Genomic DNA, 17,357 nt, shown 5'->3' on the forward strand with positions numbered 1-17,357 from the left:
TCCGTTACTTCTTCTTGCCTTCTTTGCGGACGATGAATTCGCCAGCATGACGCACACCCTTGCCCTTATAGGGCTCCGGCGGACGGAATTCGCGGATTTCTGCCGCAACCTGACCGACAACTTGCTTGTCGATCCCCGAGATCAGGATCTCGGTCGGCTTCGGGCACTTGATGTCGATGCCAGCCGGAATCGGATAGACGACATCATGGGAGAAACCCAGCGCAAGCTGAAGGTTGGAACCCTGAACCTGTGCACGATAACCAACACCGGTGATTTCCAGCTTCTTTTCGAAGCCGGCATTCACGCCGGTGATGATGTTCTGGACCATCGTACGGCTCATGCCCCACATGGAGCGTGCCGTCTTCGAGGTGCCACGGGGATCGATCTTGATCCCATCTTCCGTCATTTCGGCCAGCACGTAGGTATTGAGCACGAAGGAGAGTTCCCCCTTCGGGCCCTTAACCGAAACCGTCTGACCGTTGATCGTTGCCGTTACCCCGCTCGGCACGGGGACTGGCTTTTTGCCAATACGAGACATCGAACCAACCTTAGTCGTGTTTCATTCCAGTGAGGCCTGAAGCCGCGTCAGAAGACGCGGCACAGAACCTCACCACCAACGTTTTCTTCCCGCGCCTGGTGGTCGCTCATGACGCCGCGCGGAGTCGACAGAATCGACACGCCCAGGCCATTGGACACATGCGGGATATTCTTCACCGAAGAGTACACCCGGCGGCCCGGCTTCGACACGCGTTCAATCGTGCGGATGACCGGCTCGCCGTCAAAGTACTTCAGCTCGATCTCCAACTCGGACTTGCCGCCCTCGTATTCGACCGTGGTGAAGCCACGGATGTACCCTTCTTTGGCGAGCACTTCAAGCACGTGTTCGCGCAATTTGGATTTAGGTGAAGTCACCTTGCCCTTACGACGCATCTGCGCATTGCGGATGCGGGTGAGCATATCCCCCAACGGATCAGAAATTGCCATCGGAGTATCTCCTTACCAGCTGGACTTGACCAGGCCCGGGATCTTGCCCAGCGAGCCAAGTTCACGAAGTGCGATACGCGACATCTTGAGCTTGCGGTAGAAACCGCGCGGACGACCCGTCACTTCGCACCGGTTACGAATCCGGTTCGGAGCGGAGTTCCGCGGCAGCTTTGCCAGCTCCAGGCGTGCGTTGAACTGCTCTTCGGGGCTCAGGTTCGGATCCTTCGCCATTGCCTTCAGGGCAGCGCGCTTCTCAGCGTACTTCTTAACGAGCTTCCTACGACGCTCGTTCTTCTCGACCGCGCTCTTCTTCGCCATCGTCGTTCCTCGTTCCTTTCCCGTATCTCAGCTTATTTGCTGAACGGGAAGTTGAACGCGCGCAGCAGTTCGCGCGCCTCGTCATCGGTCGGTGCGGTGGTGCAGACGATGATGTCCATACCCCAGATCTGGTCGACCTTGTCGTATTCGATTTCCGGGAACACGATATGTTCCTTGATGCCCATGGCGTAGTTGCCACGGCCGTCGAAGGACTTCGCGCTGACACCGCGGAAGTCACGCACGCGCGGCAGCGCGATGGTGATCAGGCGGTCCAGGAATTCGTACATCTGGTGGCGGCGCAGGGTCACCTTTGCACCAAGCGGCATGCCTTCGCGCACCTTGAAGGTAGCGATGGACTTCTTGGCCTTGGTGATGACCGGCTTCTGACCGGCAATGGCTGCCAGGTCGTCTGCGGCGATGCGAGCCTTCTTGGAGTCGGCAACTGCTTCACCGACGCCGATGTTCAGGACGATCTTTTCCAGGCCCGGAACCATCATCGGGTTCGAGTACTGGAACTTTTCCTGAAGCTGCTTGCGCACGACGTTTTCGTAGTGCGACTTCAGGCGCGGGACGTAGGTCTCAGCCATCGATCAGGTCTCCCGAACGCTTGGCCACGCGGACCTTCGTACCATCTTCCTGCACCTTGAAGCCGACGCGGGTTGCCTTGCCGTCCTTCGGATCGGCGATGGCAACGTTGGACAGCTGGATCGGGCTTTCCTTGGCCACGATACCGGCTTCCTGGGTCTGGGTCTGCTTCTGGTGGCGGCGAACAACGTTCACGCCACGCACAAGTGCCTTGTTTTCGGACGGCAGGACCTGCAGGACTTCACCAGTCTTGCCCTTGTCACGGCCGGTCAGCACGACGACAGTGTCGCCCTTCTTAATTTTCGCAGCCATCAGAGCACCTCCGGCGCCAGCGAAATGATCTTCATGTGGTTCTTTGCGCGAAGTTCGCGCGGGACCGGGCCGAAGATACGGGTTCCGACCGGTTCCTTGTTGTTGTTGACCAGCACGGCCGCATTGCGGTCGAACCGGATCACGCTGCCATCGGGACGGCGGATATCCTTCGCCGTGCGCACGACGACTGCCTTCATCACGTCGCCCTTCTTGACGCGGCCCCGCGGGATAGCCTCTTTGACGGAGACGACGATGATGTCGCCAACCTGGGCATACTTACGCTTGGAGCCGCCGAGCACTTTGATGCACATGACACGACGTGCGCCGGAATTATCGGCGACGTCGAGGTTTGTTTGCATCTGAATCATGACTGGCTGCCTTGTTCTTTAATCGGCGCACCGGCAACGGGCGCCTGATGATGCTTCTTAACGAGGCTCGTGGTCACTCAGCGACCACGGTCCAACGCTTGTTCTTGGAGATCGGCGCACACTCTTCAATCTGAACAATGTCGCCGACCTGGCACTTGTTTTCCGCGTCGTGCGCCCGGTACTTCTTGGTCCGGCGCACGGTCTTCTTGAGCAGCGGGTGAGTGAAGCGACGCTCCACGTTCACCGTCACCGTCTTGTCATTCGCGTTGCTGACCACGGTGCCCTGCAGAATACGCTTCGGCATGGGTCTCTCCTTACGCGTTCGCCACGCGCTTTTCGCGCATGATCGTCTGGATGCGAGCGATGTCGCGGCGGATCTGCCGGACGCGCCCAGTGTTCTCGAGCTGACCCGTTGCCTTCTGGAAGCGCAGGTTGAACTGCTCCTTCTTGAGGGCTTCGAGCTCCGTGCGGAGCTCGTCGAGGGTCTTTGCTCTCACGTCAGTAGCCTTCATGGCTTTTTCTCCTCGACTGCCTTATTCCGCAATTCGCTGAACGAACCGGCACTTGATCGGCAGTTTGGCAGCTGCCAGGCGCATTGCTTCACGAGCAACATCTTCCGGCACGCCATCGATTTCGAACATCACCCGGCCCGGCTTGACGCGGCAAGCCCAGTAGTCGGGGGAACCCTTACCTTTACCCATTCGGACTTCGGCCGGCTTCGAAGAAACCGGAAGGTCCGGGAAGATACGGATCCAGACACGGCCCGCACGCTTCATGTGACGGGTCATGGCACGACGGGCAGCTTCGATCTGACGAGCGGTAACCCGCTCCGGCTCCATTGCCTTCAGACCATAGGCGCCGAAGTTGAGGTCAGTACCCCCCTTGGCAGCGCCGTGAATGCGGCCCTTGTGCTGCTTGCGGAACTTAGTTCGCTTCGGTTGCAGCATCGTTTTCTCTCGTCCTTCGTGTTACGCGAGCAGCAGGCAGCCTAATCAGGCTGCGCGCTCACGGCCCCGATCCCGGCGTCCGCCGCGATCACCCTGGTTAGAATCCGAGCCAGACAGCGCACGGCGCTCAGACGCCATCGGGTCGTGCTCGAGGATTTCACCCTTGAAGATCCAGACCTTCACGCCACACACGCCATAAGCGGTGTGAGCGGAAGCGACGCCGTAGTCGATGTCTGCACGCAGGGTGTGCAGCGGCACGCGGCCTTCGCGGTACCATTCCACGCGAGCGATTTCCGCTCCGCCCAGACGACCACCGCAGGTGATCTTGATGCCCTGGGCGCCCAGACGCATGGCCGACTGAACGGCACGCTTCATGGCGCGACGGAAGGCCACACGGCGTTCCAGCTGCTGCGCGATCGAGGCGGCCACCAGGGTCGCGTCGATTTCCGGCTTGCGCACTTCAACGATGTTGATGTGCACTTCCGAGTTGGTGATCTCGCCGATCTTCTTGCGAAGACGCTCAATGTCCGCACCCTTCTTGCCGATGACCACACCCGGACGACCGGAGTGGATGGTCACGCGGCACTTCTTGTGCGGGCGTTCGATGACGACCTTGGCGACGGCGGCCTGCTTGAGTTCTTCAAGCAGGTATTCGCGGATGCGGAAGTCTTCATGAAGAAGAGTGCCGTACTCGCCCTTGTTGGCGTACCAGCGGGAATCCCAGGTCCGGTTGATCCCGAGGCGCATGCCGATCGGGTTGACTTTATGTCCCATCAGGCAGTCTCCTCGACTTCACGCACAACGATGGTCAGGTTCGAGAACGGCTTCTCGATGCGGCCGACACGACCACGAGCCCGCGGCTGGAACCGCTTGATCACGAACGCCTTACCGACATGAGCTTCGGCAACCACCAGGTTGTCGATGTCCAGGTCGTGGTTGTTTTCCGCATTTGCAATCGCGGACATCAGGGTCTTCTTGACGTCCTGTGCGATACGCTTGCGGGAGAAGGTCAGGTCCGCAAGTGCGGTGCCGACCTTCTTGCCGCGGATAGCAGCCGCAACGAGATTCAGCTTGCGCGGGGAAACGCGCAGCATGCGGGTCATTGCCCGGGCCTCGTTGTCAGCGAGCGTCCGCTCACGCTTCGGCTTGCCCATCGTTACTTCCTCTTCGCCTTCTTGTCGGCGCCGTGTCCGTAGTAGGTCCGGGTCGGCGAGAACTCGCCGAACTTGTGACCAATCATTTCTTCAGACACCAGCACCGGTACGTGCTTCTGGCCGTTGTAAACGCCGAAGGTGAGACCGACGAACTGCGGGAGGATCGTCGAGCGGCGGCTCCAGGTCTTGATGACCTCGTTCCGGCCGGACTCACGTACCTTGTCCGCTTTGTTCAGCAGATACCCGTCGACAAACGGACCTTTCCAGATCGAACGTGCCACGATCCTTGCCCTTTACTTCTTACGCGCGTGGCGGCTGCGGACAATGTACTTATCCGTAGACTTGTTGCTGCGCGTCTTCTTGCCCTTGGTCGGCTTACCCCAAGGGGTAACCGGATGACGACCACCGGAGGTCCGGCCTTCACCACCGCCGTGCGGGTGGTCGACCGGGTTCATGGCGACACCGCGGGTGTGCGGGCGAATGCCCAGCCAGCGAGAACGACCGGCCTTGCCGAGGTTCACGTTGCCATGGTCCGGGTTGGACACGGCACCGATGGAGGCCATGCAGGTCCCCAGAACCTTCCGCTGTTCACCGGACATCAGGCGCAGGACGGTGTAGCCCTGGTCGCGACCGACGATCTGAACGAAAGCACCGGCGGAACGGGCGATCTGGCCACCCTTGCCCGGCTTCAGTTCGATATTGTGCACGATGGTGCCGACCGGAATGGAGGCCAGCGGCATCGCGTTGCCCGGCTTCACGTCCACTGCCTGACCGGCAATGACAGTGTCGCCAACGGCGAGGCGCTGCGGCGCCAGGATGTAGCTCAGTTCGCCATCTTCATAGCGGATCAGAGCAATGAATGCGGTCCGGTTCGGATCGTATTCAAGACGTTCGACCGTGGCCGGAACGTCGAACTTGCGACGCTTGAAGTCCACCAGACGGTAGGAGCGCTTGTGGCCACCACCGCGGTTCGGGGACGTCAGACGACCGAGGTTGTTACGACCACCGGTCTTGGACAGGCCTTCGGTCAGGGTCTTGACCGGCTTGCCCTTCCAGAGGTCGGAACGATCGACCTGGACGAGCTGGCGCCGGCCAGGAGACGTCGGGTTAAAAGTCTTAAGTGCCATATCTCTGTCCCCGTCCCTTAGAGCCCGGTGCTCACGTCGATGGCGTGACCTTCAGCGAGCGTGATGACGGCCTTCTTGAAATCGGACTGGCGACCGATACGACCCTTGAACCGCTTCACCTTGCCCTTGCGGACCAGAGTGTTGACGGCGGTCACCTTCACACCGAACAGCGCCTCGACGGCAGCCTTGATTTCGGGCTTGGTGGCGTCGTTGGCGACCTTGAAAACGACCTTGTTCTGTTCAGAAGCAAGGGTCGCCTTTTCGGTGATCACCGGGCCGACGATCTTGTCGTAATGAGGAAGATTGCTCATTTGAAGCGCTCCTCAAGTGCAGACACCGCAGCCTTGGTCAACACCAGGGTGTTGGCCCGCATGATGTCATAGACGTTGATACCCTGGACCGGCAGCACATCCACGTTCGGGATGTTGCGAGCGGCCAGAGAGAAGTTCCGGTCCAGCTCGGCGCCGTCGATGATCAGAGCAGAGCTCAGACCCAGCGATGCGAACTGTGCCTTCAGGGCCTTGGTCTTGGCTTCGGCTGCCTTGGCATCTTCAACGATGATGATGCTGTCGGTCTTGGCCTTGGCAGACAGAACGTGCTTCAGTCCGAGGACGCGCACCTTCTTCGGCAGCTCGTGGGCATGGTCGCGAACGACCGGCCCGAAGGCCTTACCACCGCCGCGGAACTGCGGAGCCTTGCGGTTGCCGTGACGGGCGCCGCCGGAGCCTTTCTGGCGCACGAACTTCTTCGTGGTGCCAGAGACTTCAGAGCGTCCCAGGGCCTTGTGGGTCCCTGCCTGGCGCTTGGCAAGCTGCCAGCGCACAACGCGGTGGATCAGATCGGTGCGCGGCTCGAGACCGAAGATCTCGTCAGACACCGTGATCGAACCGGCCGCCCCACCTTCGAGGGTCTTGACCTGGAGTTCCATCACTCACTCTCCTTCCCGGTGGCCGCAGTCGCGTCCGGTGCACGGTAAGCACCCGGGGTCGGAACCCCTTCCGGAAGCGCCTTCTTGACCGCGTCGCGGACCTGGATCCAGCCGCCCTTGGCGCCCGGCACAGAGCCTTCGATCATGATCAGGCCACGTTCAACATCGGTGCGCACAACCTTGAGGTTCTGCGTGGTCACGCGGACGTCGCCCATGTGACCGGCCATCTTCTTGCCCTTGAACACGCGGCCCGGGTCCTGACACTGACCGGTCGAACCGTGGGAGCGGTGGGAGATGGAGTTACCGTGCGATGCGCGACCACCACCGAAGTTGTGGCGCTTCATGACACCGGCGAAGCCCTTACCGATGGAGGTACCGGTGACATCGACGAACTGACCTTCGACGAAGTGGTCGGCAGTGATTTCTGCACCAACTTCAATCAGGTTGTCGGACGACACGCGGAACTCGACCAGCTGACGCTTCGGCTCCACCTTGGCAACCGCGAAATGTCCGCGCTGTGCCTTGGGCGTGTTCTTCACTTTGGCCAGACCTGCGCCGAGCTGCAGCGCGGTGTAGCCGTTCTTTTCTTCAGTCCGGTGGGCAACCACCTGGCACTTTTCCAGTCGCAGGACAGTGACCGGAACATGCTCGCCCGCATCGTTATAGATACGAGTCATGCCCACTTTCTGAGCGATCACTCCAGAACGCATAGACGTGTCCCCTTCGATCCGCCTCAGAGCTTGATCTCGACGTCGACACCAGCGGCCAGGTCGAGCTTCATGAGCGCGTCCACCGTCTGGGGCGTCGGATCAACGATGTCGAGGAGGCGCTTATGGGTGCGCATCTCGAACTGATCGCGGCTTTTCTTATCAATGTGCGGGCCGCGAAGCACAGTGTACTTCTCGATCCGCGTCGGCAGCGGTACGGGTCCCCGTACCTGTGCACCGGTCCGCTTCGCCGTGTTCACGATCTCCTTGGTGGAGGCATCGAGAATACGGTGATCGAATGCCTTGAGGCGGATCCGGATATTCTGACCGTTCATTTTCGAGTTCCCGTTAAGACAGGCGGGCCTGCCGGTGTTACTTGCGTAACGGCAGGCCCTGCCGTCAATTACGCGATGATGGAGGCAACCACGCCGGCGCCGACGGTACGACCGCCTTCGCGGATAGCGAAGCGCAGGCCGTCTTCCATGGCGATCGGCACGATCAGCGTGACGACGACGGAGACGTTGTCGCCCGGCATCACCATCTCGGTGCCTTCCGGCAGTTCAACCACACCCGTCACGTCGGTCGTGCGGAAGTAGAACTGCGGACGGTAGTTGGTGAAGAACGGGGTGTGACGACCGCCTTCTTCCTTGGTGAGGATGTAAGCCTCAGCCTTGAACTTCGTGTGCGGGGTCACAGAACCCGGCTTGCAAAGAACCTGGCCACGCTCGACGTCTTCACGGGCAACGCCGCGAATCAGAGCGCCGATGTTATCACCAGCTTCGCCGCTATCCAGCAGCTTGCGGAACATTTCCACACCGGTGACAGTCGTCTTGCGGGTGTCCTTGATGCCGACGATCTCGACTTCTTCACCCACCTTCACGATGCCGCGTTCCACACGACCGGTCACCACGGTGCCACGGCCGGAGATGGAGAACACGTCTTCGATCGGCATCAGGAACGGCTGGTCGCGCGGACGTTCCGGGGTCGGAATGTACTCGTCGACGGCGTTCATCAGTTCGCGGATCGCGCCACGGCCGATGGCTTCGTCGCGGTTTTCCACGGCAGCCAGAGCAGAGCCCTTCACGATCGGAATGTCGTCGCCCGGGAATTCGTAGGAAGACAGAAGTTCGCGAACTTCCATTTCCACCAGTTCCAGCAGCTCTTCGTCGTCAACCTGGTCGACCTTGTTCAGGAACACGACCAGAGCCGGAACGCCAACCTGGCGAGCGAGCAGGATGTGTTCGCGGGTCTGCGGCATCGGGCCGTCAGCTGCGGAGCACACCAGGATCGCGCCGTCCATCTGGGCAGCACCGGTGATCATGTTCTTGACGTAGTCGGCGTGGCCCGGGCAGTCGACGTGTGCGTAGTGGCGGGCTGCGGTTTCATATTCCACGTGTGCGGTGGAGATGGTGATGCCGCGAGCGCGCTCTTCCGGAGCAGCGTCGATCTGGTCGTAGGCCTTGGCGGTTGCGCCGCCGACTTCAGCCAGGGTCATGGTGATTGCAGCGGTCAGCGTGGTCTTGCCATGGTCAACGTGGCCAATGGTGCCGATGTTGACGTGCGGCTTGTTACGCTCGAATTTTTCTTTTGCCATCGGATTACTCCGCTTTCTCTAATTCTTGTTCACTTGAAGGGTGGGGTTCAGGCGTATTTCGCCTGAACCTCTTCAGCGACGGCCTGAGGCACCTGCTCGTAGTGGTCGAAGACCATCGAGTACTGGGCGCGGCCCTGGGACATGGAGCGCAGGTTGTTCACGTAGCCAAACATGTTGGCCAGCGGCACCATTGCGGTGATGACGGTGACGACGCCACGGTTTTCCGTGCCGGCGATCTGACCACGACGGGAGTTCAGGTCGCCGATGACGTCGCCCATGTAGTCTTCCGGGGTCACCACTTCGACCTTCATGATCGGCTCGAGGAGCTTCGGACCAGCCTTCTGGATGCCTTCGCGGAAACCGGCGCGGCCGGCGATTTCGAAGGCCAGAACGGAGGAGTCCACATCATGGTAGGCACCATCGATGAGGGTGGCCTTGATGTCGAGCATCGGGAAGCCGGCCAGCGGACCGGACGACATGACGGACTCGATACCCTTGGACACGCCCGGGATGTACTCCTTGGGCACGGAACCACCGACGATCTTGCTCTCGAACACGAAGCCTGCATTCGGCTCTGCCGGTTCGATCGTGATCTTGATGCGAGCGAACTGACCCGAACCACCGGACTGCTTCTTGTGGGTGTAATCCACTTCGGCAGACTTGGTGATGGTTTCGCGGTAGGCCACCTGCGGAGCACCGATGTTGGCTTCCACCTTGAACTCGCGACGCATGCGGTCGACGATGATGTCCAGGTGAAGTTCGCCCATGCCGGCGATGATCGTCTGACCGGATTCCTCGTCCGTCTTCACGCGGAAGGACGGATCTTCGGCAGCCAGGCGGTTCAGGGCGAGGCCCATCTTTTCCTGGTCGGCCTTGGTCTTCGGCTCGACGGCGATCTCGATCACCGGCTCGGGGAATTCCATGCGCTCCAGGATCACCGGCTTCAGCGGGTCACACAGGGTGTCGCCAGTGGTGGTGTCCTTCAGACCTGCGATGGCCACGATGTCGCCTGCATAGGCAACGTCGATGTCGTCACGGGAGTTGGAGTGCATCTGCATCATGCGGCCGACGCGTTCACGCTTTTCCTTCACGGTGTTGAGCAGGGTCACGCCCTTGTTCAGAACACCGGAATAGATGCGGCAGAAGGTCAGCGAGCCGACGAACGGGTCGTTCATGATCTTGAACGCCAGCATGCCGAGCGGCTCTTCGTCGGAAGACTTGCGCAGGACTTCTGCTTCGGTCTTCGGGTCGATACCCTTGATGTCCGGCACTTCGACCGGGCTCGGCAGGTAGTCGACGACGGCGTCGAGCAGCGGCTGCACGCCCTTGTTCTTGAAGGCAGAGCCACAGAACACGGGAACGAAGGCGCTGTTGATGGTGCCCTTGCGGATCAGCTTCTGCAGCTGTTCGTTGGTCGGCTCTTCACCTTCCAGGTAGGCTTCCATCGCAGCTTCGTCGATCTCGACGGCGGTCTCGATCAGCGTGTCACGGGCAGCCTTGGCCTTTTCGACCAGGTCAGCCGGGATCTCGACTTCGTCCCAGGCAGCGCCCAGGGTTTCGTCGCGCCAGATCAGGGCCTTCATCTTCAGAAGATCGACCAGGCCAGCGAATTCGCTTTCGGCACCGACCGGGATCTGCATGACGAGCGGGGTTGCGCCAAGACGGGTCTTGATCATTTCGACGCAGCGGTCGAAATCGGCACCAAGCTTGTCCATCTTGTTGACGAAGATCATGCGCGGGACATGATACTTGTCAGCCTGACGCCACACGGTTTCCGTCTGCGGCTCGACACCGGCGTTGGCGTCGAGAAGAGCAACTGCACCGTCGAGCACGCGGAGCGAACGTTCGACTTCAATGGTGAAGTCCACGTGGCCCGGGGTGTCGATGATGTTCAGGCGCTTTTCTTTCCAGAAAGCGGTGGTTGCAGCAGAGGTGATCGTGATGCCACGCTCCTGCTCCTGCTCCATCCAGTCCATGGTGGCTGCGCCATCATGCACTTCGCCGATCTTGTGGCTCTTACCGGTGTAGTAGAGAATCCGCTCGGTCGTGGTCGTCTTGCCAGCATCGATGTGTGCCATGATGCCGAAGTTACGGTAGTCCTCGATTTTATGCGTGCGCGCCATAGCGTCAGCCCTTCCGAGTCCAGATTACCAGCGATAGTGCGAGAACGCCCGGTTGGCATCAGCCATACGGTGCGTGTCTTCGCGCTTCTTGACGGCGGTACCGCGGTTGTTGGCCGCATCGAGCATTTCGCCGGACAGGCGATCCACCATGGTGGTCTCGTTGCGGTTGCGGGCAGCCGTGATCAGCCAGCGGATTGCCAGAGCCTGACGACGGTCAGCGCGGACTTCCACCGGTACCTGGTAGGTTGCACCACCGACGCGGCGGGAGCGCACTTCAACCTGGGGCATCACGTTTTCAAGAGCAGCGTGGAACACCTCGATCGGGTTCTCGCGGGTCTTGTTGGCGATCACGTCGAAGGCACCGTAAACGATGCGCTCGGCGGTCGACTTCTTGCCGTCGTACATGATGGAATTCATGAACTTGGTGACGACCATATCCCCGAACTTCGGATCCGGGTTGATTTCGCGTTTTTCAGCGCGGTGACGACGAGACATCTATCGTACCTCTTACTTCGGACGCTTCGCGCCGTACTTCGAACGGCGCTGCTTGCGGTCCTTGACGCCCTGGGTGTCGAGCACGCCGCGGATGATGTGGTAGCGCACGCCCGGCAAGTCCTTGACGCGGCCGCCGCGGATCATCACCACGGAGTGTTCCTGAAGGTTGTGACCTTCACCCGGAATGTAACCGATCACTTCGAAGCCGTTGGTGAGGCGGATCTTGGCCACCTTACGCAGAGCCGAGTTCGGCTTCTTCGGCGTCGTCGTGTAGACGCGGGTGCAAACACCACGCTTCTGCGGGCAGGCCTCCATGGCCGGCACCTTGTTCCGCTTCGGCGGATCTTTCCGCGGCTTGCGGATCAGCTGGTTGATGGTCGGCATTCTGTGCCCTTTACCTCTTCCATCCAAAAATTCGTTTGCGATTGGGGTATCGCTGACACTGCACATGCAGAATCGCGCCCGCACGCTCCTTTGAGAGCGGCCGGCGCTGCGAACCCAGAGGACCACGGGGATGCCGCGGTCATGCAATCGACGCTTAATTCGCCTATCTGAACCCGGCAGCGTTTAAGGTGTCTTCCGTCCTGCGCTAGGGTGCGTTTGGACGCTTGCTGGCCTTACCGCCTGCCTTCGGGATGGGCGGAACCTACTCATGTCCCCCCTTTGCGTCAAGTCCTTTATTCCGAATTTGCGAAATGGGGCACCCAGGGAGAATTCCGCGCGTTTCCGCGGATTTTCCCGCGCAAAAACGAACGAATGATGCGAGGCGACAGCAACCGGCGAAACATTCTTTCGCGCACCGTCCCCAGCTGCCGCCATGAAGGTAAACCGCTGCTTAACAAGGTGAATCAGAGCGGGGCACACAGGAGATGCCGGATTCGATTCCATTTCCTGGCCTACCGGCCCGGTGGCCCGCCGGATCGCGCCGCCCCCTCCCTTGCGGAAGGACGCTTGCGGTCCCGATCCGATCGCTCCCGAACATGCGCCCCCTTCCCTCACCGGACACGAAACGGCCTCCGGCACGTCCCTGACGGGGGCTCACCGGAGGCCGAAACTCTTTCGCAGAACCTGCCCCGTTCCCCGGGGCGCCGGAGCCTCATCCGAAGCGGATCACCGAGACATTGCCGGCAAGCGCATCGTCATAGGCGGCTTCATAGATGTCCTCGTCCGGCTCCCCGTCCATGACGCCGATCTGGTCCAGCTCGGCCTCGACGAAGCCTTCCTCGGAGAGCGCGTTGAGGCTGCGGCGGACCGCATCATCGTCATCGGCTGCCCGCAGCAGGATGTGAACCGGGATCGCAGTCTCCGCGTCCCCGTCTTCTTCCTCCCACACGCGGCCCACCAGAATGTAGATGGTCGGCTCGATGGTCTCGTCGTTGTCGTTGCTCATGCTCATCTTTCCTGTCCCCACACAGGGGGCGCCTGAGGCAGCCCCACGGGTTCGGTCATCATCCTAACAGAAAGGCCGCACGGAGGCGGCCTTTCGCAGTGTCTGGTGCCAACCCGGGCCTTATTCGGCCGGGCCGCTCATGTCTTCCAGAAGACCCTCTGCGGCAGAGGCCGAAGCGGCCTGACGCTGGGCTTCCTGGATCAGGTCGTCGCGATGGGTCGCGATCTTGCGGATCCGCTTCATCACACCGCCGGTACCGGCCGGGATGAGGCGACCCACGATCACGTTCTCCTTCAGACCGACCAGCGGGTCGACCTTGCCGTTGACCGCTGCATCCGTGAGGACGCGGGTGGTCTCCTGGAACGAGGCCGCGGAGAAGAACGAGCGGGTCTGAAGCGACGCCTTGGTGATCCCCAGCAGAACCGGAACGGCCTTGGCCGGGTCGCGGGCTGCGTCGATCGCCTTCTGGTTGGCTTCCTCGAAGTCGATCCGGTCGATCTGCTCGCCCGGGAAGAACTCCGTGTCACCCTGCTCGGTGATCTCGACCTTCTGCAGCATCTGGCGAACGATCACCTCGATATGCTTGTCGTTGATGGTCACGCCCTGCAGACGGTAGACTTCCTGGATCTCGTTGACGAGGTAGGCAGCCAGTGCCTCCACGCCCTTGACCGCCAGGATGTCGTGCGGTGCCGGGTTGCCGTCGAGGATGTATTCCCCCTTCTCGATGGCGTCGCCTTCCTGCAGGTGGAAGTGCTTGCCCTTCGGGATCAGGTACTCGACGGGCTCCATGCCCTCTTCGGACGGCTCGATGATGATGCGGCGCTTTGCCTTGTAGTCGCGGCCGAAGCGGATCGTACCGGAGATCTCCGCGATGATCGCGTGATCCTTGGGACGACGGGCTTCGAACAGCTCGGCAACGCGTGGCAGACCACCGGTGATGTCCTTGGTCTTGGCGCTTTCCAGCGGGATACGGGCCAGCACGTCACCGGCCTTCACCGAACCACCCGGCTGAACCGAGAGGATGGCATCCACGGACAGAAGCACGCGGGCGTCGGAACCACGGGCCGTCTTGGAGACAGCACCCTTGGCGTCCTTGATGACGATCGCCGGCTTGAGGTCCTGGCTGCGCTGGTTGGAACGCCAGTCGATGACGACACGCTTGGTGATCCCGGTCGCCTCGTCGGCGGTTTCCTGAACGGAAGCACCATCGATGAGGTCTTCGAAATCGACCACGCCATCCACTTCCGCCAGCATCGGACGGGTGTAGGGATCCCACTCGGCGATACGCTGGCCGCGCTTGACCGCATCGCCATCGTCCACATGCAGCTTGGAGCCGTAGGTGACACGATGAACGGCACGCTCATTGCCATCGCTGTCGGTGACGACGATGGACATGTTGCGGACCATGGCAATGAGATTGCCATCGGAATCGCGGGCAACCGAACGGTTGCGCATGGAAACCTTGCCGTCGACGTTGCTCTCGATGAAGGACGAGTCCACCACCTGAGCCGTACCGCCGATGTGGAAGGTACGCATGGTCAGCTGGGTCCCCGGCTCACCGATCGACTGCGCCGCGATGACGCCCACCGCTTCGCCCATGTTCACCGGAGTACCGCGCGCCAGGTCACGACCGTAGCAGGTCGCGCAGACGCCGGTTTCGGTTTCACAGGTCAGAACCGAGCGGATCTTGATCTGCTGGACCTTGGCTTCCTCGATCGCGTCAACGTCCTTCTCGTCGATCAACTTGCCCTTCGGCACGATGATCTCGCCACTTGCGTGGTCATAGACGTCTTCGGCGGTCGTACGACCCAGAACGCGCATGCCCAGCGAGGCAATGACGTTACCGGCGTCGACGATGGCAGCCACGGTGATGCCGCGCTCGGAGCCACAATCCGGTTCAAGGATGATGGAATCCTGGGCGACGTCCACCAGACGGCGGGTCAGGTAACCGGAGTTCGCGGTCTTCAACGCCGTATCGGCCAGACCCTTACGGGCGCCGTGGGTGGAGTTGAAGTACTCGAGAACCGAGAGGCCTTCCTTGAAGTTCGAGATGATCGGGTTCTCGATGATCTCGCCCGAGGGCTTGGCCATCAGACCGCGCATCCCGGCCAGCTGCTTCATCTGCTGCGGGCTACCACGCGCCCCGGAGTGGGACATCATGTAGACCGAGTTCATCGGCTTCTGGCGACCGGTTTCCTCGTCGATCTGGACCGCCTTGATGCGGGCCATCATCTCGTCGGCGACCTTGTCCGTGCACTTCGCCCAGGCATCAACGACCTTGTTGTACTTCTCACCCTGGGTGATCAGACCGTCGTTGTACTGCTGCTCGTACTCGGTGACCATGGCAGCGGTCTCGGCAACCAGCTTCTGCTTGGTTTCCGGGATCTGCATGTCGTCCATGCCGAAGGAAATGCCGGCGTTACAGGCATTCTTGAAGCCGAGCTGCATGATCCGGTCACAGAAGATGACCGTCTCCTTCTGACCGCAGGCACGGTAGACCGTGTCGATCATCTTGGAGATGTCCTTCTTCGTCATCAGCTTGTTGCAGACGTCGAAGGGCACTTCATGGTGCTTCGGCAGCAGCTCGGCAATGAGCATGCGGCCAGGGGTGGTCTCGAAGATCTCGGACGTCTGGTTGCCGTCCGCGTCCACGGACCGGAACCGGCCGCGGATCTTCGTGTGCATGGTGATGACCTTGTTGGCCAGCGCGTGATGGATCTCGCCGATGTCGGAGAAGGCCATGCCTTCGCCCGGCTCCTTCTCTGCCATGATCGACAGATAGTAGAGACCCAGAACGATATCCTGCGACGGAACGATGATCGGGCCACCGTTTGCCGGATGCAGGATGTTGTTGGTCGACATCATCAGGGTACGCGCTTCCAGCTGCGCTTCGAGCGACAGCGGAACGTGCACGGCCATCTGGTCACCGTCGAAGTCGGCGTTGAAGGCCGAGCAGACGAGCGGGTGCAGCTGGATTGCCTTGCCTTCGATCAGCGTCGGCTCGAAGGCCTGGATGCCCAGACGGTGCAGGGTCGGAGCGCGGTTCAGCAGAACCGGGTGCTCGCGAATGACCTCGTCGAGGATATCCCAGACTTCCGGACGCTCTTTCTCCACCAGCTTCTTGGCCTGCTTCACCGTGGAGGAGAAGCCCTTGGCATCGAGGCGGGAGTAGATGAACGGCTTGAACAGCTCGAGCGCCATCTTCTTCGGCAGACCGCACTGGTGCAGCTTGAGTTCCGGACCCACGGTGATGACCGAACGGCCGGAATAGTCGACGCGCTTGCCGAGCAGGTTCTGACGGAAGCGACCCTGCTTGCCCTTCAGCATGTCGGACAGGGACTTCAGCGGACGCTTGTTGGCGCCGGTGATGACCCGGCCGCGACGGCCGTTGTCGAACAGGGCGTCGACGGATTCCTGCAGCATGCGCTTTTCGTTGCGGATGATGATATCCGGCGCACGCAGCTCGATCAGACGCTTCAGACGGTTGTTACGGTTGATCACGCGACGGTACAGGTCGTTCAGGTCGGAGGTCGCGAAACGACCGCCGTCCAGCGGCACCAGCGGACGCAGATCCGGCGGGATCACCGGAACCACGGTCATGATCATCCATTCCGGGCGGTTGCCGGATTCCATGAAGGCTTCAATGACCTTCAGGCGCTTGGCCAGCTTCTTCGGCTTCAGCTCGGTGGTCGCTTCCGCGATTTCCACACGCAGGCGCTCGCTCTCCTTCTCGAGATCGAGGCTCATGAGGATTTCACGGATGGCTTCCGCACCGATCATGGCGGTGAAGGCATCTTCGCCATACTCGTCCTGAGCGGCGATATAGTCTTCTTCCGACAGGAGCTGATGCTGCTTCAGCGGGGTCAGGCCCGGCTCGAGAACCACGTAGTTCTCGAAATAGAGCACCCGCTCCAGATCCTTCAGCGTCATGTCGAGCAGCAGACCGATGCGGCTCGGCAGGGACTTCAGGAACCAGATGTGCGCAACCGGAGCAGCGAGCTCGATGTGACCCATGCGCTCGCGGCGAACGCGGCTCAGGGTAACTTCGACGCCACATTTTTCACAGATGACGCCCTTGTACTTCATGCGCTTGTACTTGCCGCAAAGACATTCGTAGTCCTTGATCGGGCCAAAGATGCGCGCGCAGAAGAGGCCGTCGCGTTCCGGCTTGAACGTACGGTAGTTGATGGTTTCCGGCTTTTTGATTTCGCCGTAAGACCAGGACATGATCTTTTCCGGGCTCGCCAGCGAGATCCGGATGCTGTCGAAGGTCTGCGTCGGAGCCTGTTGATTGAACAGGTTCATGACCTCATGATTCATGGTCT

At 60.8% G+C, this 17,357-nt stretch carries 23 protein-coding genes; all 23 read right to left on the reverse strand.

The genetic code is table 11. From position 1 onward, the window contains the following. Positions 1 to 4: 4 nt before the first annotated feature. A complete protein-coding gene (rplF, locus tag FR728_RS08970) occupies positions 5 to 538 on the reverse strand; it encodes a 50S ribosomal protein L6 (protein WP_149892367.1) in 534 nt (177 codons plus the stop codon). Positions 539 to 585: 47 nt separating this feature from the next. Further along, positions 586 to 984 carry a 30S ribosomal protein S8 gene (rpsH, locus tag FR728_RS08975; protein ID WP_149892368.1) on the reverse strand — a complete coding sequence of 133 codons (399 nt, stop codon included), beginning with the start codon at positions 982 to 984 and terminating at the stop codon, positions 586 to 588. A gap of 12 nt (positions 985 to 996) precedes the next feature. After that, on the reverse strand, positions 997 to 1,302 hold the full coding sequence (rpsN, locus tag FR728_RS08980) for a 30S ribosomal protein S14 (RefSeq protein WP_149892369.1): 306 nt from the start codon (positions 1,300 to 1,302) through the stop codon (positions 997 to 999). 32 nt (positions 1,303 to 1,334) lie between these two features. Further along, positions 1,335 to 1,889: a 50S ribosomal protein L5 gene (gene rplE / locus FR728_RS08985; RefSeq protein WP_149892370.1), complete on the reverse strand. Its 555-nt coding sequence runs from the start codon at positions 1,887 to 1,889 to the stop codon at positions 1,335 to 1,337. Further along, entirely contained in the window at positions 1,882 to 2,199 is a 318-nt protein-coding gene (gene rplX, locus FR728_RS08990; protein ID WP_149892371.1) for a 50S ribosomal protein L24, read from the reverse strand. Before rplX ends, rplE begins: the two co-directional genes overlap by 8 nt. Further along, positions 2,199 to 2,567, reverse strand: a complete 369-nt coding sequence (gene rplN / locus FR728_RS08995) for a 50S ribosomal protein L14 (protein ID WP_008191626.1) — start codon at positions 2,565 to 2,567, stop codon at positions 2,199 to 2,201. The genes rplX and rplN overlap by 1 nt, the downstream gene beginning before the upstream one ends. 73 nt (positions 2,568 to 2,640) lie before the next feature. After that, positions 2,641 to 2,871 carry a 30S ribosomal protein S17 gene (rpsQ, locus tag FR728_RS09000; RefSeq protein ID WP_149892372.1) on the reverse strand — a complete coding sequence of 77 codons (231 nt, stop codon included), beginning with the start codon at positions 2,869 to 2,871 and terminating at the stop codon, positions 2,641 to 2,643. A 10-nt stretch (positions 2,872 to 2,881) separates the two neighbouring features. Beyond that, complete coding sequence (gene rpmC / locus FR728_RS09005; RefSeq protein WP_149892373.1) at positions 2,882 to 3,079, reverse strand: 50S ribosomal protein L29; 198 nt, start codon at positions 3,077 to 3,079, stop codon at positions 2,882 to 2,884. Positions 3,080 to 3,100: 21 nt separating this feature from the next. Beyond that, positions 3,101 to 3,514 (reverse strand): 50S ribosomal protein L16, encoded by a 414-nt coding sequence (gene rplP / locus FR728_RS09010; RefSeq protein WP_149892374.1) that lies wholly within the window; start codon positions 3,512 to 3,514, stop codon positions 3,101 to 3,103. Positions 3,515 to 3,559: 45 nt separating this feature from the next. Further along, entirely contained in the window at positions 3,560 to 4,288 is a 729-nt protein-coding gene (rpsC, locus tag FR728_RS09015) for a 30S ribosomal protein S3 (protein ID WP_149892375.1), read from the reverse strand. Next, entirely contained in the window at positions 4,288 to 4,668 is a 381-nt protein-coding gene (gene rplV / locus FR728_RS09020) for a 50S ribosomal protein L22 (RefSeq protein ID WP_149892376.1), read from the reverse strand. The genes rpsC and rplV overlap by 1 nt, the downstream gene beginning before the upstream one ends. A gap of 2 nt (positions 4,669 to 4,670) precedes the next feature. After that, on the reverse strand, positions 4,671 to 4,949 hold the full coding sequence (gene rpsS, locus FR728_RS09025; protein ID WP_149892377.1) for a 30S ribosomal protein S19: 279 nt from the start codon (positions 4,947 to 4,949) through the stop codon (positions 4,671 to 4,673). A gap of 12 nt (positions 4,950 to 4,961) precedes the next feature. Continuing rightward, positions 4,962 to 5,795, reverse strand: coding sequence for a 50S ribosomal protein L2 (gene rplB, locus FR728_RS09030; RefSeq protein WP_149892378.1), 834 nt, complete (start codon positions 5,793 to 5,795; stop codon positions 4,962 to 4,964). A 17-nt stretch (positions 5,796 to 5,812) separates the two neighbouring features. After that, positions 5,813 to 6,106 (reverse strand): 50S ribosomal protein L23, encoded by a 294-nt coding sequence (locus tag FR728_RS09035; RefSeq protein WP_149892379.1) that lies wholly within the window; start codon positions 6,104 to 6,106, stop codon positions 5,813 to 5,815. Next, positions 6,103 to 6,723, reverse strand: a complete 621-nt coding sequence (rplD, locus tag FR728_RS09040; protein WP_149892380.1) for a 50S ribosomal protein L4 — start codon at positions 6,721 to 6,723, stop codon at positions 6,103 to 6,105. The genes FR728_RS09035 and rplD overlap by 4 nt, the downstream gene beginning before the upstream one ends. Further along, entirely contained in the window at positions 6,723 to 7,433 is a 711-nt protein-coding gene (gene rplC, locus FR728_RS09045; RefSeq protein ID WP_149892381.1) for a 50S ribosomal protein L3, read from the reverse strand. Before rplC ends, rplD begins: the two co-directional genes overlap by 1 nt. 23 nt (positions 7,434 to 7,456) lie before the next feature. Beyond that, positions 7,457 to 7,765 (reverse strand): 30S ribosomal protein S10, encoded by a 309-nt coding sequence (gene rpsJ / locus FR728_RS09050; RefSeq protein WP_006936455.1) that lies wholly within the window; start codon positions 7,763 to 7,765, stop codon positions 7,457 to 7,459. Positions 7,766 to 7,833: 68 nt separating this feature from the next. Further along, a complete protein-coding gene (gene tuf / locus FR728_RS09055; RefSeq protein ID WP_149892382.1) occupies positions 7,834 to 9,024 on the reverse strand; it encodes an elongation factor Tu in 1,191 nt (396 codons plus the stop codon). A 47-nt stretch (positions 9,025 to 9,071) separates the two neighbouring features. Continuing rightward, a complete protein-coding gene (gene fusA, locus FR728_RS09060) occupies positions 9,072 to 11,147 on the reverse strand; it encodes an elongation factor G (RefSeq protein WP_149892383.1) in 2,076 nt (691 codons plus the stop codon). Between the two features lie 24 nt (positions 11,148 to 11,171). Then, positions 11,172 to 11,642 carry a 30S ribosomal protein S7 gene (gene rpsG / locus FR728_RS09065; protein WP_149892384.1) on the reverse strand — a complete coding sequence of 157 codons (471 nt, stop codon included), beginning with the start codon at positions 11,640 to 11,642 and terminating at the stop codon, positions 11,172 to 11,174. A 12-nt stretch (positions 11,643 to 11,654) separates the two neighbouring features. After that, positions 11,655 to 12,026, reverse strand: a complete 372-nt coding sequence (gene rpsL, locus FR728_RS09070; protein ID WP_006936459.1) for a 30S ribosomal protein S12 — start codon at positions 12,024 to 12,026, stop codon at positions 11,655 to 11,657. Positions 12,027 to 12,738: 712 nt separating this feature from the next. Continuing rightward, positions 12,739 to 13,032, reverse strand: coding sequence for a regulator (locus tag FR728_RS09075; protein WP_377176076.1), 294 nt, complete (start codon positions 13,030 to 13,032; stop codon positions 12,739 to 12,741). Between the two features lie 120 nt (positions 13,033 to 13,152). After that, the gene (rpoC, locus tag FR728_RS09080; protein ID WP_149892386.1) at positions 13,153 to 17,352 is read right to left on the reverse strand and encodes a DNA-directed RNA polymerase subunit beta'; all 4,200 of its coding nucleotides are present in this window, start codon (positions 17,350 to 17,352) and stop codon (positions 13,153 to 13,155) included. Positions 17,353 to 17,357: the final 5 nt, after the last annotated feature.

It is taken from the genome of Roseibium aestuarii (assembly GCF_008477545.1).
GTDB classification, from domain to species: Bacteria; Pseudomonadota; Alphaproteobacteria; order Rhizobiales; family Stappiaceae; genus Roseibium; species Roseibium aestuarii.

What these genes read in the sequence shown, in the direction of transcription:
- rplD (WP_149892380.1), bottom strand. Translation starts at nt 6,723, where the DNA reads ATGGAACTCCAGGTCAAGACCCTCGAAGGTGGGGCGGCCGGTTCGATC.
- rpsH (WP_149892368.1), bottom strand. Translation starts at nt 984, where the DNA reads ATGGCAATTTCTGATCCGTTGGGGGATATGCTCACCCGCATCCGCAAT.
- rpsG (WP_149892384.1), bottom strand. Translation starts at nt 11,642, where the DNA reads ATGTCTCGTCGTCACCGCGCTGAAAAACGCGAAATCAACCCGGATCCG.
- rpsQ (WP_149892372.1), bottom strand. Translation starts at nt 2,871, where the DNA reads ATGCCGAAGCGTATTCTGCAGGGCACCGTGGTCAGCAACGCGAATGAC.
- rpsN (WP_149892369.1), bottom strand. Translation starts at nt 1,302, where the DNA reads ATGGCGAAGAAGAGCGCGGTCGAGAAGAACGAGCGTCGTAGGAAGCTC.
- rpsC (WP_149892375.1), bottom strand. Translation starts at nt 4,288, where the DNA reads ATGGGACATAAAGTCAACCCGATCGGCATGCGCCTCGGGATCAACCGG.
- fusA (WP_149892383.1), bottom strand. Translation starts at nt 11,147, where the DNA reads ATGGCGCGCACGCATAAAATCGAGGACTACCGTAACTTCGGCATCATG.
- rplB (WP_149892378.1), bottom strand. Translation starts at nt 5,795, where the DNA reads ATGGCACTTAAGACTTTTAACCCGACGTCTCCTGGCCGGCGCCAGCTC.
- rpsJ (WP_006936455.1), bottom strand. Translation starts at nt 7,765, where the DNA reads ATGAACGGTCAGAATATCCGGATCCGCCTCAAGGCATTCGATCACCGT.
- tuf (WP_149892382.1), bottom strand. Translation starts at nt 9,024, where the DNA reads ATGGCAAAAGAAAAATTCGAGCGTAACAAGCCGCACGTCAACATCGGC.
- rplX (WP_149892371.1), bottom strand. Translation starts at nt 2,199, where the DNA reads ATGGCTGCGAAAATTAAGAAGGGCGACACTGTCGTCGTGCTGACCGGC.
- rpmC (WP_149892373.1), bottom strand. Translation starts at nt 3,079, where the DNA reads ATGAAGGCTACTGACGTGAGAGCAAAGACCCTCGACGAGCTCCGCACG.
- rplP (WP_149892374.1), bottom strand. Translation starts at nt 3,514, where the DNA reads ATGCTGCAACCGAAGCGAACTAAGTTCCGCAAGCAGCACAAGGGCCGC.
- rplV (WP_149892376.1), bottom strand. Translation starts at nt 4,668, where the DNA reads ATGGGCAAGCCGAAGCGTGAGCGGACGCTCGCTGACAACGAGGCCCGG.
- FR728_RS09075 (WP_377176076.1), bottom strand. Translation starts at nt 13,032, where the DNA reads ATGAGCAACGACAACGACGAGACCATCGAGCCGACCATCTACATTCTG.
- FR728_RS09035 (WP_149892379.1), bottom strand. Translation starts at nt 6,106, where the DNA reads ATGAGCAATCTTCCTCATTACGACAAGATCGTCGGCCCGGTGATCACC.
- rplC (WP_149892381.1), bottom strand. Translation starts at nt 7,433, where the DNA reads ATGCGTTCTGGAGTGATCGCTCAGAAAGTGGGCATGACTCGTATCTAT.
- rplN (WP_008191626.1), bottom strand. Translation starts at nt 2,567, where the DNA reads ATGATTCAGATGCAAACAAACCTCGACGTCGCCGATAATTCCGGCGCA.
- rpoC (WP_149892386.1), bottom strand. Translation starts at nt 17,352, where the DNA reads ATGAATCATGAGGTCATGAACCTGTTCAATCAACAGGCTCCGACGCAG.
- rplE (WP_149892370.1), bottom strand. Translation starts at nt 1,889, where the DNA reads ATGGCTGAGACCTACGTCCCGCGCCTGAAGTCGCACTACGAAAACGTC.
- rplF (WP_149892367.1), bottom strand. Translation starts at nt 538, where the DNA reads ATGTCTCGTATTGGCAAAAAGCCAGTCCCCGTGCCGAGCGGGGTAACG.
- rpsL (WP_006936459.1), bottom strand. Translation starts at nt 12,026, where the DNA reads ATGCCGACCATCAACCAGCTGATCCGCAAGCCGCGGAAAGATCCGCCG.